This is a genomic window from Polaribacter sp. 2305UL8-11 (assembly GCF_058147165.1).
Genome location: NZ_JBYVJW010000002.1, coordinates 165,075 through 183,123, shown reverse-complemented (window position 1 = coordinate 183,123; position 18,049 = coordinate 165,075). Strand labels below are relative to the sequence as shown.

The following is an 18,049-nucleotide window of genomic DNA, read 5'->3' as shown; positions in this document are numbered from 1 at the left end:
ATTATCTAAAATGAAAAATAAAGTATTATTTGTAATTACTATAGTTGCAGTTTTTCTACTTGGTTTACTAGCATCAAGTATTGTAAATAGGAAATCCGAAGCAAAATATAAGTATGTTCCTCAGGTAGATATTTCTGAAAATGAACCAAGAAATGAAGTTTGGGGAGAAAATTTTCCATTAGAATATCAATCATCATTACAAACTTTAGATACAACATTTCGTTCTTTCCAAGGTGGTTCTGCAATGATAGATGTTTTGGAAGAAGATCCTAATTTGGTAATTTTATTTGCTGGTTATGGTTTTTCTAAAGATTATAATCAGGGTAGAGGTCATTCTTATGCAATCGAAGATTTAAGAAATACTTTAAGAACTGGTGGGCCAAAAGGAAAAGGAGATGGTCCAATGCCAGCAACTTGTTGGACTTGTAAAAGCCCAGATGTACCAAGATTAATGAATGAAATTGGGGTTGCAGAATTTTATAAAGGAAAATGGGCAGACAAAGGTGCAGAAGTTGTAAACAATATTGGTTGTGCAGATTGCCACGATTCTAAAACCATGAAATTAAGAATATCTAGACCAGCTTTAGTAGAGGCTTTTGATGCAATGGGTAAAGACATCAATAACGCTACTCATAATGAAATGCGTTCATTAGTTTGTGCACAATGTCATGTAGAGTATTATTTTGATAAAAAGAAACCAGGTAAAGAAGGTGTACCTTATTTAACGTTTCCTTGGAAAGACGGAATGTCTGTAGAAGCAATGGAAAATTATTATGACAATTTAAAATTTAAAGATTGGACACACAAAATTAGTAGAGCCCCAATGTTAAAGGCACAGCATCCAGGTTATGAAACGTTTGTAACAGGTGTGCATGCAGATAGAGGCGTTTCTTGTGCAGATTGTCACATGCCATATAAAAGTGAAGGTGGCCAAAAATTTACAGATCACCATATTCAATCTCCTCTAAATAATACATCTAACGCTTGCCAAGTTTGTCATAGAGAAGACTCTAAGAAATTAATTGCAAATGTGTATGAAAGACAAAGCAAAGCAAAAGAAAACAGGTTAAAATTAGAAGATTTATTAGTAAGAGCTCATTTAGAGGCTAAAAAATGTTGGGATTTAGGAGCAACAGAAGCACAAATGAAAGATATTCTAACAGATATTAGACACGCTCAATGGCGATGGGATTATTCTGCAGCTTCTCATGGAGCTTCTTTCCACTCTCCAGTAGAAACTGCAAGAGTTATTGGTGGTGGTTTAGTAAAAGCACAGGATGCTCGTTTAAAACTAGCAAGATTATTAGCTACTTTAGGTTTTAACAAACCAATTGACATGCCAGATGTTTCTACTAAAGAATTAGCACAAAAATATATTGGTTTAGATATCGAAAAATTAAAAGCAGAAAAAGAAGCTTTTAAGAAAAATCTCTTGCCAAAATGGTTAGAAGAAGCTAAACAAAGAGAAGATAAAATGGAAATAAAAACCACGGCTTCTATTAATAAATAATTAGAAAATTACATACAAAAGATGCCTTTTTATCTTAAAAAGGCATTTTTTTTAATCATATTTTAAAAAGATGAATAAATTAAACCGATTATTCTCATCCTCTATTTTAGCAGTTGTACTGCTGTTTACTTTTGCAGTTTCTATGGCAATAGCCACTTTTATAGAAAATGATTATGGTACAGCAACCGCTTGGAAAATTATTTATAATGCTTGGTGGTTTGAAATGGTGATGGTTGGTTTAGGGGGTTGTTTTTTAGCAAATATTTTTAAATATAAATTACTCCGAAAAGAAAAATGGGCCATTTTATTATTCCATATTTCTTTTATTATTATCTTAATTGGTGCAGCAATTACACGTTACGCATCAGAAGGTGGTATCATGCGAATAAGAGAAGGGGCATCATCTAACGTAATTATCTCAAGTACAAATTACTTGCATGTTCATTTAAAAGACGGTAAAACTTCGAAATCTGTTAGAAAACAATTAAGTTTTTCTCCAATAAGCAATAATAGTTTTACACTAAAAACAGATTTTAACAGCAAGCCAATTACGGTTGATTATAAGAAGTTTGTAGCTGATGCCATTCCGCAAATTGTAGATGCAGAAAAAGACGGAAAGTCTATGATACAAATGGTAATTTCTGCTGGAAAAGGAAGAGAAACTGTCTTTTTAGAGCGAGGAGAAATAGAAGCAGTTGGAGAGCATCAACATAAAATAGGTTTTGAAGCGCAAGGAAAAGATGTTATAAATATTACTGAGAAAAATGGCGTATTAAGCGTTTTATCGCCAAGAAATTTAAGTTCTTTTGTAATGGCTACAGAAACAGCAAGCGTTATTCAAAAAGACAGTTTGCAGCCATTAACATTAAGAACTCTTTATAGAGATGGAGACGTTTCTTTCGTACCAATGTCATATCATAAAAATGCAAAAATTGAATTGGTAACAGGTGCCGAAAAACCGAAAGATAATGACGAGTTTAAAGATGATGCTTTAGTGGTTAATGTTACTTATAATAACAAAACAAAAGAGCAAACAATTTTATACAGAGAAGGATTCTTGCCTATAGAACATCCAATAAAAATAGACGATGTAGAAATATCTTTATCCTATGGTTCTGCACCAATATTTACACCATTTTCTATACATTTAGATGATTTTCAACTAGAACGTTATCCAGGTTCTACAAGTCCTTCTTCGTATGCAAGTGAGGTTAAAGTAATAGATGGCGAAAAAAGCTTTTATCAAAGAATTTTTATGAATAATGTTTTAGATTACAAAGGATATCGTTTTTTTCAAGCAAGTTATGATACAGATGAATTAGGTACTGTTTTAGCTGTAAATTATGATAGTTTAGGTACAAATGTTACCTACTTAGGATACCTTTTAATGATGGTAGGAATGTTTTTTACTTTATTCGGAAAAGCATCGCGTTTTACATTGATTAATAAGAAATTAAACAAATTAAAAAAGACTACAACACTAGTAGTATTAATGTTTTTGTCTGCGTTTTCTTTTGCACAAAAAAAATCTCCAGAAATAACAGTAAAAACCATAAAACAGCAAACAGTAAATGCGCAACATGCAGATTTATTTGGGCGTTTAATGGTACAAGATTTAGATGGTAGAGTAAAACCTTTAAACACATTAGCATCAGAATTTTTAAGAAAACTATCTAGAAAACCTTATTTTAAATTTACTAAAAATGGTGAGTCTGTAAAGTTAAATGCCAATCAAGCTTTTTTAGCAATGCAAGCCTCTGCAAACGTTTGGCAATATATACCTATTATAAAAGTAGATGCAGAAAAAGGAGGAGAACTCTTTAAAAATTTAAAAATTAGTGAAGATGGTTTTGTCTCTTTTTTAGGTTTGTTAGATGATAATAGAGATTATATTTTAAAACAAGTTGTAGAAGAAGCCAATCAGAAAAAACCTGCAGAAAGAAGCGAGTTTGACAAAGAAGTTTTAAAAGTAGATGAGCGTTTTAATATTCTTTATAATGTGTTTTCTGGGAATTATTTAACGATTTTCCCGAATAAAAATGACGAGAATAACAAATGGTATAGCCACACACACGATTTTAAAAACTTTCCACAGGAAGATGGTGAATTTGCAAAAAGCATTATTCCTACTTATTTTAAAGATGTAAATTCTAAAAATTGGGTTGCAGCAAGTGAAAAGTTAGAATATATTAAAAAGTTTCAAGACGTTTTAGGTAAAGAAATAATACCAAGTAGAAAACGCATAGAAGCAGAATTATGGTACAATCAATTAAATTTAAATTTTTGGTTATTTCAAGTGCTATTTGTAATTGGTTTAGTATTACTAATTATTTCACTAATCAAAATATTTACCACAAATAAACTAATAAATATAGTTTGGAATGCATCCATAATTTTTACACTGCTAAGTTTTATTCTCTTTACAGGAAATATTATTTTAAGATGGTATATTTCTGGTCACGCTCCTTGGAGTAATGGTTATGAAATGTTGGTTTTTGTAGCTTGGACATTACTTTTATGTGGATTATTAACTTTTAGAAAATCAGATTTTTCTTTGCCATTGGCAACACTTTTTGCAGGAGCACTGCTTTTTGTAAGTTATTTAGACTGGTTAAGCCCAGAAATAACCAATTTAATGCCTGTTTTAAAATCTTTTTGGTTAAAAGTACATGTAGCAACCATTGTTAGTAGTTATGCACCTTTAGCATTGTCTGCAATTTTGGGTTTTATGGCACTTTTATTATTCATTTTTAGAACCAAAAAAAACAAAGAAGTTATCAATATTAAGATAAAAGAACTTACCTATATTAATGAAATTTCAATGACAATTGGACTTTTTGTCTTAACCATTGGTACTTTTTTAGGGGGTGTTTGGGCAAACGAATCTTGGGGACGTTATTGGGCCTGGGACCCAAAAGAAACTTGGGCATTAATAAGTATTATTGTCTACGCAATTGTATTGCACTTGCGTTTAATACCGACTTTAAAAAGTAGATTTGTACTTAATGCTGTAAGTGTTTTTGCGTTTGCTTCTATAATTATGACCTCTTTTGGAGTAAATTATTACTTGTCTGGTTTACACAGTTATGCAGCAGGAGATCCATTGCCAATTCCTACTTTTATATATGTTTTAACAGCCATTGTTGTTTTAGTTACAGTATTGTCTTTTTTAAGAAAGCGAAGTTTTGAGAAGAATAAATAGCAAATTCTAAACAGATCTTAACGAATTCTAATTTATCGTTTTTTTTAGATACTTAAAGCTGTATTTTTGAGTTGTGCTTACAAATACCACAACTATGAAAACAAAACACCTACTTTCGGCTTTCGTTATTTTTTTATTGATTTTTTCTTGTAAAAAGTCTGCAATAAAGACAGATAACATCTATAAATTTAAAGAATACATCAGTTATACTACTTCTGGAGTGGTTTCTGTAACTGAAAAAATTACTATAAATCTAGCCAAAGAAGTTGATGGTTGGGAAGCAAATCAAGAGGTTTCTACAGATATTTTATCAATTAAACCTTTTGTAAACGGAAAAATTAAAACCATAAATAAGCATGCGTTTATATTTATTCCTGATGAAAATTTAGATGCAGCTACAGAATATTCAGTAACTATAAAGCTGAATGAAATCTATAAAAACATTCAACAAGAATTTAAAAATTATACATTTCAGTTTAGAACAATCACACCCAACTTTAGTATTCAAACAGCGTCTTTACAGTCTTATTCTAAAGAGTTTCAATATTTAGAAGGTATTGTAAAATCGGCAGATATAATTTCCTTAGAAAATGCAAAAAAGCTGTTAAAAGCTTCACAAAGTGGAAAAACTAAAAATATTGTTTGGGATAATTCCTATGCATCATCAAAAGTCTTTGAATTTAAAATTGATAGTATTCAACGTTTTGTTGATGATAGTAAACTACAAGTTTCTTGGGATGGAAAACCCATAAAAGCAGATTCTAAAGGCGAAAATGAAATTATAATTCCCGGTAAAAATAACTTTAAAGTCATTAATATTTCTGTTCAAAAAAGCAAAGAAAGCTACATTTCAATTAATTTTTCTGATGCTTTAAAACAACAACAAAATTTAAACGGTTTGGTAGTGGTGCAAAATGTTAAAAAACCACGTTTTATTATCAACGGAAATGAATTAAAAGTATTTTCAAGCGCTAAATTAGAAGGCAGTATTACAGTGTCTGTTTTTCCTGGAATTCTTAATTCTGATCAATACAAACTCAAAAAAACATTTAAAGAAGTGGTTACTTTTGAGCAGAAGAAACCACAAATCAGAGCCATTTCAAGTGGAACCATTTTACCAAATTCAAAAGATTTAAAATACAATTTCGAAGCTATTAATGTAAAAGAAGTAGAGGTTAGAATCATTAAAATTTTTGAAGACAATATGTTGCAATTTCTGCAAGAAAATAACATTAACAGTAATAACGACTACAACATTAAAAGAGTAGGAAGAAGAATAGCAAAAGAAACAATAACCTTAATTAAAAACAAAGAAAATAACACACAAAAATGGAAAGCTTATAGCATAGATTTGTCCAAAATGATAGAAACTGAACCTGGTGCTATTTATAGAGTTGAATTGAGCTTTAATAAAAATCAAACCTTTTATAGCTGTTCAGAAAACAAAAATTCTATATCAGATAATAAGGATATTGAAGATGATTATTATGAAGAAGAATACAATAATTTTTCTGATGTCGAAAGTGAAGAAGAAAGAGAAGAATTGTATTGGGATAATAAATTATATAGTTACAAAAACCAAAATTATAATTGGCGCGAAAGAGATAATCCTTGTCACGAATCGTATTATAATAACAAAATAATTGCTCAAAATTTACTAGCTTCTAACCTTGGTATTATTGCCAAAAAAGGGACAAACAATGATTATTTTTTTGCAATTACAGATATTTTAACAACAAAACCAATAGCAGGTGCAAGTATTAAATTGTACAATTACCAGCAACAAGAATTACTTTCTACCAAAACAGATTCTCGTGGTTTTACAAATATAGAAAGTCCAAAAAGTGCAGCATTTGCTGTAATTTCTAAAGGTAACAACACTGGTTATATCAAATTATTTGATGGGAATTCTTTGTCTGTAAGCAAGTTTAATGTTTCTGGTAGCAAAACTCAAAAAGGTTTAAAAGGATATCTTTATGGAGAACGTGGAGTTTGGAGACCAGGAGACAACATTTATTTAACTTTTTTGTTGAATGATGCAGATAACAAACTCCCTAAAAATCATCCTATAAAATTAGAAGTAACAGATCCAAGTGGAAAACTGATATACAAAAAAGTAACTTCAGAAAACCTTAATAATTTTTACAAATTCACAGTAAAAACCAAACAAGAAGCAAAAACAGGAAATTATTCTGCTAAAATTTCTGTAGGTGGAGCAAAGTTTTACAAGAATTTAAAAGTTGAGACTGTGAAACCAAATCGTCTAAAAATTAAAGTAGATTTTGATGATGAAATCTTGACATCAGAAAAACCAATTAATGGAACTTTAGATGTAAAATGGTTGCATGGAACACCTGCAAAAAACTTAAAAGCAACAATTAAAGCAAAAGTTTCTACGTCTAATTATAGTTTTAAAAATTATAAAAACTATGTGTTTTCTGATCCATCAAGAAAATTTTTATCAGAAGAAATCAATGTTTTTGATGGTAAATTAGATGCAAACGGATTTGCAAAAATCAATAGCAAATTAAAAGTTGGTAAAAATGCTCCAGGAATGTTAAATGTTCAATTTTTAGTAAGAGCTTTTGAAAATGGTGGCGATTTTTCTTTGGATGCATTCACAAAAAAATATGCACCTTACATTAGTTTTGTTGGTTTAAAATCTCCTAAAGGAAACAGATATGGTTCTTTTTATACAGATGAAAATCAAGAGTTTTCTGTGGTTTCTGTAGATGAAAATGGGAATCCAATTCAAAGAGATGAAATAGAAGTAAAAATCTATCAAATTAATTGGCGTTGGTGGTGGAGTTCTTCTGAAGATAATTTATCAAGATATACCTCTAGCAGTTATAGAAAGCCATATAGAACTCTAAAAATCAGGACAAATTCAAAAGGAAAAGGAAGTTTTAAATTGAACATTCCTGATGAAGATAGAGGACGATTTTTAATTAGAGTCATAGATAAAAAAAGTGGTCACGCAACAGGTAGAACAGCTTATTTCTACAAAAATTGGTGGCAAAATTCATCATCAGGAGATAAAGATGCTGCAAAAATGCTAGTGTTTTCTGCTGATAAAGAAACGTATAATGTTGGTGAAACTGCAAAAATTACCTTTCCTTCAGGTTCAAAAGGACGTGCATTAATCAGTATAGAAAATGGCACAAAAGTTTTGGAAACAAAATGGGTAGAAACTCAAAAAGGAACAACTTCTATAGAAATTCCTATTAACAAAAATATGACACCAAATATGTTTGTAAATATATCTTTATTGCAGCCACATCAAGTTACAGAAAACGATTTACCAATAAGATTATATGGTGTAATTCCGATTTTAGTGGAAGATAAAAATACTATTTTACAACCACAAATTTTGATGCCAGATGAATTGCAACCCAAAAAAGAATTTGTGGTAAAAGTATCTGAAAAAAATAACAAACCAATGACTTATACTTTGGCAATTGTAGAAGAAGGTTTGTTAGATTTAACAAGATTTAAAACGCCAAATGCATACAATACATTTTACGCAAGAGAAGCTTTAGGTGTAAAAACGTGGGATATTTTTGATGATGTAATTGGTGCATATTCAGGAAGTGTAGATCAGGTTTTTGCCATTGGTGGAGATGGAAGTGCAGCTAAAGGGAAAAACCAAAAAGCAAATCGTTTCAAACCTGTTGTCAAATTTTTAGGACCTTTTGAGTTGCAAAAAGGAGCTACAAAATCGCACAAGATCACCTTGCCAAATTATATTGGCTTAGCAAGAACAATGGTGATTGCTGGCAATGTAAAAAAGGAAGCTTTTGGAAACGCAGAAAAAGCAACACCTGTTAAAAAACCATTGATGGTGTTGGCTACATTGCCAAGAAAATTATCGCCAAAAGAAAAAGTAACCCTGCCAATTTCTGTTTTTGCAATGGATAAAAATGTGAAAAACGTTACTATTCAAGTAAAAACTTCTGATGGAATAAATGTTTTAGGCAATAAGACTCAACAACTTAGTTTTGAAAAACCAGATGAAAAAATGGTCTATTTTGAGTTGGACGTTTTAAAAGCAAATGGTATCAATACTGTTGAGGTAATTGCCACTGGTGGAGGAGAAAAATCGAGCTATAAAGTAGAATTGGATGTTGTAAATCCAAATCCAATAACCTCCAAAGTAATTGATGCAACAATTGAGGGTAAGCAGACGCAAACAATCAATTTTGAAACATTTGGAGTTACTGGTTCTAACAAAGCGATTTTAGAATTGTCAACAATTCCGTCTATAAATTTTTCTGGAAGATTGGAGTATTTAATACAATATCCACATGGTTGTGTAGAGCAAACTACATCAAGCGTTTTTCCGCAATTATTTTTAACAGATTTGTTTGATTTACCATCTGCAAAGAAAGTGCAAATTCAAAGAAATATAGAAAAAGGAATTGCACGTTTAGGAAATTTTCAAAAAGCAAATGGAGGTTTATCTTATTGGATGGGAGAAGGTTACATAAGTGATTGGGGAACAAGTTATGCAGGTCATTTTTTATTAGAAGCAGAGAAAAAAGGTTTTGTTTTACCATTAACTTTTAAGAGCAATTTTATCAAATATCAAAAACAAGTAGCCAGAAACTGGAGGCAAAATTACAACGGATATACTTCAGATTTAGCACAAGCTTACAGATTGTATACGTTGGCTTTGGCTGGAAGCCCAGATTTATCTGCAATGAATCGTTTACGAGAATTCAAGCAAATTTCTAATGATGCAAAATGGCGTTTGGCTGCCACTTATGCCTTGGTTGGGCAAAAAGAAGCTGCTGATGAAATTATGCAAAAAGCAGATTTAAATTTCTCTGGGTACAATTATTACAATTATGGTTCTGTAACTAGAAACAGAGCAATGGCATTAGAAACAATGCTAATTACCAACAATAAAGAAGCTAAAAATGTGGCAAAAACCATTGCTAAAGAATTGTCTTCTAAACGTTGGATGAGCACACAAACTACTGCTTTTAGTTTATTAGCAATTGGAAAAATGGTGGTGAAAAATGGAGGCAAATCCATCAATATGAATTATCAATTTGGAGGAAAAACAGAACGATTACAATCTTCAAGTGCTATGATTCAAAGAACTTTACCTGTAAAAAAAGGAACGAATACAATCACCTTTAAAAACAACGATAACAATATTGTTTTTGCAAGAATTATCAATGCTGGGAAACTTGCTTTGGGTGATGAAATATCAGAACGTAGAGGTTTGAGTGTTTCTGTAAATTATGTCGATTTAAAAGGGAAAAACATCAACATTGATAATTTAAAACAAGGACAAGATTTTGTAGCAAAAATTACAGTAAGCAATCCTAAAAATGAAACTGTAAAAGACATTGCATTAACTCAAATTTTTCCTTCAGGATGGGAAATTGTAAACACACGCTTTACAGATTTTGGTTCCACTGTAAAAAGCAAAGCAAGATATACAGATATTAAAGACGATCGTGTAAATTTCTATTTCGATTTGAATAGAAAACGAAATAAAAGTGAAACCAAAACTTTTACGGTGTTATTAAATGCAGCTTATTTAGGAAAGTATTATTTACCAGGAGTTCAAGTTGAAGCGATGTACGATAACGATTATTTAGTAAGAACGAAAGGAAAGTGGATTGAGGTTGTGAAGTAAGATTCTAAATCCTGCAAGGTTTTAAAAACCTTGTAGGTTTAATTCAAAAACAAGAATATCTAATACATTTTTTGAGATTTCTCAATCGCCTAAAGAGGCTCATTTCGAAATGATAAACAGATTCAAAAATCATCAAATTTAAAGTTGACATGAACGAAATGAATTCTTTTTTGAATCTTTTTTATAGTGCTGGAGGAGGTAGTAATGGTCATCCTGAACCAAATATATTGAATTTTATTGTATCATCATTGTTAGGTGGTTTTATTGGATATCAAATTTACGTATTCCTAAAAAAGTTTGTCACTTATTAATCAATTTAGTTTTCATCAATTAATTGCAATTGCTTTTAATCCATTGAAATAGAGAAATCTTTAACAATGAAAAAGAAAGAAAATATTTTTATGAAATATACCTACAAGGTTTTTAAAACCTTGCAGGAGAAACATAAAAAGAAAACAATATTCCTAATAGTTTTCCTAATTTTCTATGCTTTTTGTTTACCAAAAGAACTATTTACAAAACCAACATCTACAGTAATTACAAGTAATAAAGGAGAGTTGTTAGGAGCATTAATTGCAAAAGATGGTCAATGGCGATTTCCTCATAATGATACTGTTCCTCAGAAATTTAAAACCTGTTTAATTCAGTTTGAAGACGAACATTTTTACAAACATTTTGGATTTAATCCAGTTTCAATTTTAAAGGCATTAAAAAAGAATATAAAAGCAGGAAAAATAAAAGGAGGAGGAAGTACAATTACACAACAAGTAATTCGATTAAGTAGAGGCAATAGAGATAGAACCTATTTTGAGAAATTAAAAGAACTCATTTTAGCAACAAGGTTAGAATTTAGAGCAAGTAAAGAAGAAATACTTTCTTTTTGGAGTTCTAACGCTCCTTTTGGTGGCAATGTGGTTGGTTTAGATGCTGCTTCTTGGCGATTTTTCAACAGAAAAGCATCTCATTTATCTTGGGCAGAAGCTGCAACTTTAGCAGTTTTACCCAATGCACCAAATTTAATTTACCCTGGAAAAAATCAACATAAATTATTAGCAAAAAGAAATCGATTATTGAAAAAACTATTGGCTAAAAAAGTGATTGATTCTCTCACTTATGATTTGGCTATTTTAGAAGAAATTCCTCAAAAAGCATATTCAATTCCTCAAATTGCTCCACATTTATTGCAAAAAATTAATAAAGAAAAAAAAGGTCAATTTGTAAAAACGACGATTGATAAAAACTTACAAATCCAAACCAATTTGATTGTGAAAAATCATTACAATCAATTGTCTAAAAACGGGGTTCATAACATTGCTGTGTTGGTTTTAGATGTAAAAACAAGACAAGTTTTGAGTTATGTTGGCAATGCACCAACATCTATAAAAAATCAAAAAGATGTAGATATTATTGATAAACCACGAAGTACAGGAAGCATTTTAAAACCTTTTTTATATGCTGCAATGTTAGACCAAGGAGAGTTGTTACCCAATACTTTAGTGGCAGATGTTCCTACTAATTTTGGAAGTTATCAACCAGAAAATTTCGATAAAAAATATGCTGGTGCAATTTCTGCAAAATTGGCTTTGTCAAAATCTTTAAATGTGCCAACTGTAAGAATGTTGCAAAGTTTTGGCTTGGAGAAATTTCATCATTATTTACAACAGTTAAAACTAAAAGATATTAAAAAAAGTGCCAATTATTATGGATTAACTTTGGCTTTAGGAGGTGCAGAAAGTAATTTGTGGGATTTATGCAAAAGCTACGCATCATTAGCATCCACAGTAAATCATTATACAGAAAACTCTAGCAGATATTTTAAAAATGAGTTTGTAGCACCTATTTTTTATGCGGATAAAAAAATTGATTTTGGAGAAAAAACATCAGAAAAAATTATTTTTGATGCAGCTTCTATTTACCTAACTTTTAAAAGTTTACGAGATGTAAACAGACCTGATTCTGAACAGAACTGGGAGTTTTTTGATTCTTCAAAACAAATTGCTTGGAAAACAGGCACCAGTTTTGGTTTTAGAGATGCTTGGGCAATTGGAACAACTAAAGATTTTGTGGTTGGAGTTTGGGTTGGTAATGCAGATGGAGAAGGAAGACCAGGTTTGGTAGGCGTACAAACTGCAGCACCAATTTTGTTTGATGTGTTTGATAAATTACCCAATTCAGAATGGTTTTCAACCCCTTTTGATGAAATGACAGCAATAGAAATTTGTACTAAAAGTGGTTACAGAGCAACTGATGTTTGCGAAGAAAAGAAGCTGGAATTTGTACAAAATTCTGGTTTAAAAACTGAGCCTTGTCCCTATCATATTTTGGTAAATGTAGATGTTTCAGAAAATTATCAAGTAAATACTTCTTGTGAGAGTTTAAGTAACATCAAACAGAAATCTTGGTTTGTATTGCCACCATTAATGGAATATTATTACAAGAATCAAAATCCATTTTATAAATCGTTACCAAAATTTAGAAATGATTGTTTAGGTGAAGTAAAAAATGCAATGAAGTTTATTTATCCGACAGAAAAAAGCACTGTTTTTTTACCTAAAGATTTTAATGGAAAACAAAACGAACTGATTGTAAAAGTAGCACATTCTAATCCAGAAGTCACTTTATTTTGGTATGCAAATCATCAATTTTTAGGAACTACAAAAGAAGAACATCAATTTGCAATAAGTTACAAAACAGGAGATTATAAAATTTCTGTAACAGATAATTTTGGAAACGAAATACATCAGCAAATAGTAATAAAAGAATAAAATGCTTAAAGTTAGTAATTTACATATTAACGAAACTTATATGTTGTTTATCGAAAAAACATCTTTAAAACCCAAGTTCAATAGTACTTTTGGTTAACCAATCATAAATACTTAGAATTATGTTTTTACAAATATTACCACCAGACAATGTTGCAGCTACTGAGTTAATCTTTGACAACCAGTTAGTCTTTGTAATTTTAGGATTAACAATAGGGGTATTTGCTATCTTAAAAATCACTAAATATTTAAGTAAACTTAAATTATCTAAGAGTACTACTAAACCAAATTTTACTCCTCAAGAATTAGATTTTTCTTAACAAAAATGTAAGTAAATTTCTGCATCTTTGTTCTTACGTGCCTATAATTTTAGCACTATGTTATTTTAAATCATTAAATGATTATTTTTATAAATAATTTTTAATGATTTTAATTTTACAGGAATGAAGATTTATCCCATAGAAACAGGTGGTTTTAAACTAGATGGAGGTGCAATGTTTGGTGTTGTACCTAAAACTATTTGGCAAAAAACAAATCCTGCAGACCAAAATAATATGATTGAAATGACGATGAGAAGCCTTCTTATAGAAGATGGAAATCGTTTAATTTTGATAGACACAGGTTTGGGTAACAAACAATCTGACAAGTTTTACGCTTACTATTATCTTTTTGGCAATTTTTCTTTAGATACTTCTTTAGCTAAATACGGTTTTCATAGAGATGATATTACCGATGTTTTTTTAACGCATTTGCATTTTGATCATTGTGGAGGTGCTATAGAGTGGAATTCTGATAGAACTTTTTTACAACCCGCTTTTAAAAATGCAAAATTTTGGTCTAATGACAAACATTGGAAATGGGCTACAGAACCAAACCCAAGAGAAAAAGCATCCTTTTTAAAGGAAAACATCAACCCAATTAAAGAAAGTGGTCAATTAAACTTTATCCATAGAAATTACAAAGAGCAAATAGGTTTTGATGTACTTTTTATGGATGGTCATACAGAAAAACAAATGCTACCTAAAATAGAATATCAAGGCAAAACAATTGTTTTTATGGCAGATTTATTACCAACAATTGGTCATATACCTTTGCCTTATGTAATGGGTTATGATACAAGGCCATTACTTACTATAAAAGAGAAAGCAGCTTTTTTAAATGTAGCAGCAGACAAAAATTACTATCTTTTTTTAGAACATGATGCACACAACGAAATTTGTACAGTTGCGCATACAGAAAAAGGAGTTAGATTAAAAGAAACACACAAATTCAAAGATATATTTAATTAATATAATAATAAAAAAAATGAAAATTTTAAAACCAATTTTATATACAGCAATAGCTGGTTTAGTTTTTACAAGTTGTAAGTCAATTTCAAATATTCCTGTTCCAGATGGTACAAACAACGTAGTTAACATTCCTTCTAAAAAAGGGGCTTTAACAGATGTAGAAAAAGACAATTGGCAACATTTAGATTTGGCTACAGATACAATTCCAGGAATGAGTGTAAACAAGGCTTATAATTTTTTAGCTGATAAAAAAGGGGTAGAAGTAATTGTTGGAGTTGTAGATTCTGGTACAGATTTAAAACATGAAGATTTAGTTGATGTTGCTTGGATAAACAAAAAAGAAGTAGCAGGAAATGGCGTTGACGATGATAAAAACGGATACGTAGATGATATTAACGGATGGAACTTTTTAGGTAAATCTTACAAAGAACATTTAGAGTACGAGCGTATTTTAATGAACCCTTCTATTGCTGATGCAGAAACTCTAGCAGAAGTAAAAAAATATTATAAAGAAAAGGTTGAAGATGCCAAAAAAGCCAATGATAATTTATTGAGAAATAAAACTAGATATGAGCAATTATATCAAGGAGTAAAAGAAGCAGATGATGCATTTGTAAAGCACTTTAATAAAAAAGACTATACAAAAGAAGAAGTTTTAGCCATAAAAACGGAAGACGAAAACTTAGCAAAACATGTTGCTTTTGCAAAACAAATGTTTGGTTTTGGTTTACCATCAATTGCAGATGCAAAAAAAGAATTAAAAGGCGGAATCGAATATTTTATTAGTCAACTAGATAAGAATAAAAAGTTAATTAGCGGAGAAAACCTAAAAACAGATTACAGAACTGTTGTAGGAGATAATGCTTATGATATTAATGACAAACCTGGTTATGGAGATGGAAACACGGGTCATTCTGTGAAAGACGAAGCACATGGCTCTCATGTTTCTGGTATTATTGCAGCAACAAGAAACAATGGTAAAGGAATGAATGGTGTTGCAAATAATGTAAAAATTATGGCAGTACGTTCTGTTTCTGAAGGAGATGAATATGATAAAGACGTAGCTTTAGGAATAAGATATGCTGTAGATAATGGCGCAAAAGTAATTAACACCAGTTTCGGAAAAGCGTTTTCGCCTAATAAAGAATGGGTTTATGATGCAATTTTATATGCCGCAAAAAAAGATGTACTAATTGTAAATGCAGCTGGTAATGATGGTAAAAATATAGATGTAGAAAAAACATACCCAAATGATGCTAAAGACTTAAAAGTAGAAATTGCTGACAATGTTTTAACAATTGGTGCAATGAGTGCTAATTATAATGAAAAACTACCAGCTTCTTTCTCTAACTACGGAAAAATAAATGTAGATATTTTTGCACCTGGAGTTCAAGTATATTCTACAACTCCAGAAAACGGATATGCTAAATTTAGTGGTACTTCTATGGCTGCTCCATCAACTGCTGGAGTTGCTGCATTAATACGTTCTTACTACCCAAAACTATCTGCAAGTCAAGTAAAGCATATTATTATGAATTCTGGAACCAAAATTAATTTAGAAGTAATAAAACCAGGATCACAATCTAGAGAAAACCCAAAAGGAGAAATGGTTCCTTTTTCAGAACTATCAGTAACTGGTAGAATTGTAAATGCTTACAATGCTTTAAAAATGGCAGATAGAATTGTAAACGGAAAAAAATAATTAGTATTAATTAAAATTTAAACAGATGAAAAAATCTTTTCTTTTAATATTTTCAGTATTAATGCTCATTTCTTGTGCGCAAACCAAACAAGTTACCTATTCTGCAAAGAAAAATAATAGTTCAAATCCTAATCCAAGTTACTGGCAACAGCATGTAAATTACACAATGGATATTGATATGAACGTAAACAATTATCAATATAAAGGTACTCAAAAATTGGTGTACACAAACAATTCTCCTGATGCATTAGATAAGGTTTTTTATCATTTGTATTTTAACGCTTTTCAACCAGGTTCTCAAATGGATGTACGTTCTTTAAATATAAAAGATCCAAGTGCTAAAATAGCAGACAAAATAAGCAAACTAAAACCTAATGAAATTGGTTACATAAAAGTCAATTCTTTAAAACAAGATGGGACAAATGTAACTTATGAAACTGTAGGTACAATTTTAGAAGTTACACTAAACAAGCCAATAAAGTCAGGAGAAAGTGTAACTTTTGATATGATTTTTGATGCACAAGTTCCTGTACAAATTCGTAGATCTGGAAGAAATAGTAAAGAAGGTGTTGCTTTGTCTATGTCTCAATGGTATCCAAAATTAGCAGAATATGATTTTGAAGGATGGCATACACCTCCTTACATAGCAAGAGAATTTCACGGAGTTTGGGGAGATTTTGATGTAACCATTCATATTGATAAAAACTACGTAGTTGGAGGTTCTGGATATTTACAAAATCCGCAAGAAATAGGCCATGGTTATGAAGATAAAACAAAACCTTTAAATGTACCCAATACAGCAAAATTATCTTGGCATTTTAAAGCACCAAATGTACACGATTTTACTTGGGCTGCAGACCCAGATTACAACCATGATGTATTAAAAATGGCAAATGGTATCGATTTGCATTTCTTGTACAAAAAAACAATGAAAGCAGAGTATTTAAAAAATTGGAAAGATTTACAGCCAAAAACTGCAGAGTTAATGGCTTATTTCAGTAAAAATGTTGGGCAATATCCTTACAAACAATATTCTGTAATTCAAGGAGGAGATGGAGGTATGGAGTATGCTATGTCTACTTTAATTACAGGAGAACGTAAATTTGGAAGTCTTTTTGGAGTAACTGCCCATGAAATGGCACACACCTGGTTTCAATTCTTATTGGCTACTAATGAGAGTTTACATCCTTGGATGGATGAAGGTTTTACCACCTACATTTCTAACAAAGCTTCTAATGAAATTTTAAAAAGAGGAAAAGAAAATCCGCATAAAGGTTCTTATGGAGGTTACAATTATGTCGTAAAAAATAATATTGAAGAACCTTTAACTACCCATGCAGATCGTTACAATTTAAACACTGCATACAGCATTGCAAGTTATAGTAAAGGAAACATCTTTTTATCGCAATTAGAGTATGTAATTGGGTCAGAAAATGTAGCAAAAGGCTTAAAAAAATATTTTAACGATTTTAGCTTTAAACACCCTACACCAAATGATGTAAAACGCTCTATGGAAAAAGTTTCTGGTATTCATTTAGACTGGTATTTAAACGAATGGACACAAACTACACATACTATAGATTATGGTGTAAAATCTGTTAAAGGTAACACAATAACTTTAGAAAGAATTGGTAAAATGCCAATGCCAATAGATGTAGAGGTTACTTATGCAGATGGTAGTAAAGAAAACTTTAATATTCCTTTAAGAATGATGAGAGGATACAAGCCAACATCAGCTAAAATTTTAGAAGATTGGGGCTGGGCAATGCCAACATATTCTTTTAATGTTTCTAAAACTGTTACATCTGTTATTATTGATAAAAGCGGGTTAATGGCAGATATCAATTTAGAGAATAATACTTTTAAAATGTAAGTTTATAAAATTGATGTTTTTTATAGAGATATGCCTCAAAGACCAAACAGTCTTTGGGGTT

At 30.6% G+C, this 18,049-nt stretch carries 9 protein-coding genes; all 9 read left to right on the top strand.

The window, feature by feature from the left end; translation table 11 throughout:
- Window positions 1-10: 10 nt before the first annotated feature.
- The 9 genes from nrfA (at window position 11) to ACY2RW_RS02380 (ending at window position 17,988) form a co-directional block, all read left to right on the top strand.
- A complete protein-coding gene (gene nrfA / locus ACY2RW_RS02420; protein ID WP_490121103.1) occupies window positions 11-1,510 on the top strand; it encodes an ammonia-forming cytochrome c nitrite reductase in 1,500 nt (499 codons plus the stop codon).
- Between the two features lie 70 nt (window positions 1,511-1,580).
- Entirely contained in the window at window positions 1,581-4,712 is a 3,132-nt protein-coding gene (locus tag ACY2RW_RS02415; protein ID WP_490121102.1) for a cytochrome c biogenesis protein, read from the top strand.
- Window positions 4,713-4,806: 94 nt separating this feature from the next.
- Window positions 4,807-10,362 (top strand): alpha-2-macroglobulin family protein, encoded by a 5,556-nt coding sequence (locus ACY2RW_RS02410; protein WP_490121101.1) that lies wholly within the window; start codon window positions 4,807-4,809, stop codon window positions 10,360-10,362.
- 158 nt (window positions 10,363-10,520) lie between these two features.
- Complete coding sequence (locus tag ACY2RW_RS02405; RefSeq protein WP_490121100.1) at window positions 10,521-10,673, top strand: hypothetical protein; 153 nt, start codon at window positions 10,521-10,523, stop codon at window positions 10,671-10,673.
- Window positions 10,674-10,739: 66 nt separating this feature from the next.
- Window positions 10,740-13,127, top strand: a complete 2,388-nt coding sequence (pbpC, locus tag ACY2RW_RS02400) for a penicillin-binding protein 1C (protein WP_490121099.1) — start codon at window positions 10,740-10,742, stop codon at window positions 13,125-13,127.
- Between the two features lie 119 nt (window positions 13,128-13,246).
- Entirely contained in the window at window positions 13,247-13,444 is a 198-nt protein-coding gene (locus tag ACY2RW_RS02395; RefSeq protein ID WP_490121098.1) for a hypothetical protein, read from the top strand.
- A gap of 123 nt (window positions 13,445-13,567) precedes the next feature.
- Window positions 13,568-14,413 (top strand): MBL fold metallo-hydrolase, encoded by an 846-nt coding sequence (locus ACY2RW_RS02390; RefSeq protein WP_490121097.1) that lies wholly within the window; start codon window positions 13,568-13,570, stop codon window positions 14,411-14,413.
- Window positions 14,414-14,429: 16 nt separating this feature from the next.
- Window positions 14,430-16,115 (top strand): S8 family peptidase, encoded by a 1,686-nt coding sequence (locus tag ACY2RW_RS02385; protein ID WP_490121096.1) that lies wholly within the window; start codon window positions 14,430-14,432, stop codon window positions 16,113-16,115.
- A gap of 25 nt (window positions 16,116-16,140) precedes the next feature.
- Window positions 16,141-17,988, top strand: a complete 1,848-nt coding sequence (locus ACY2RW_RS02380; protein ID WP_490121095.1) for a M1 family metallopeptidase — start codon at window positions 16,141-16,143, stop codon at window positions 17,986-17,988.
- The last annotated feature ends 61 nt before the right edge of the window (window positions 17,989-18,049 follow it).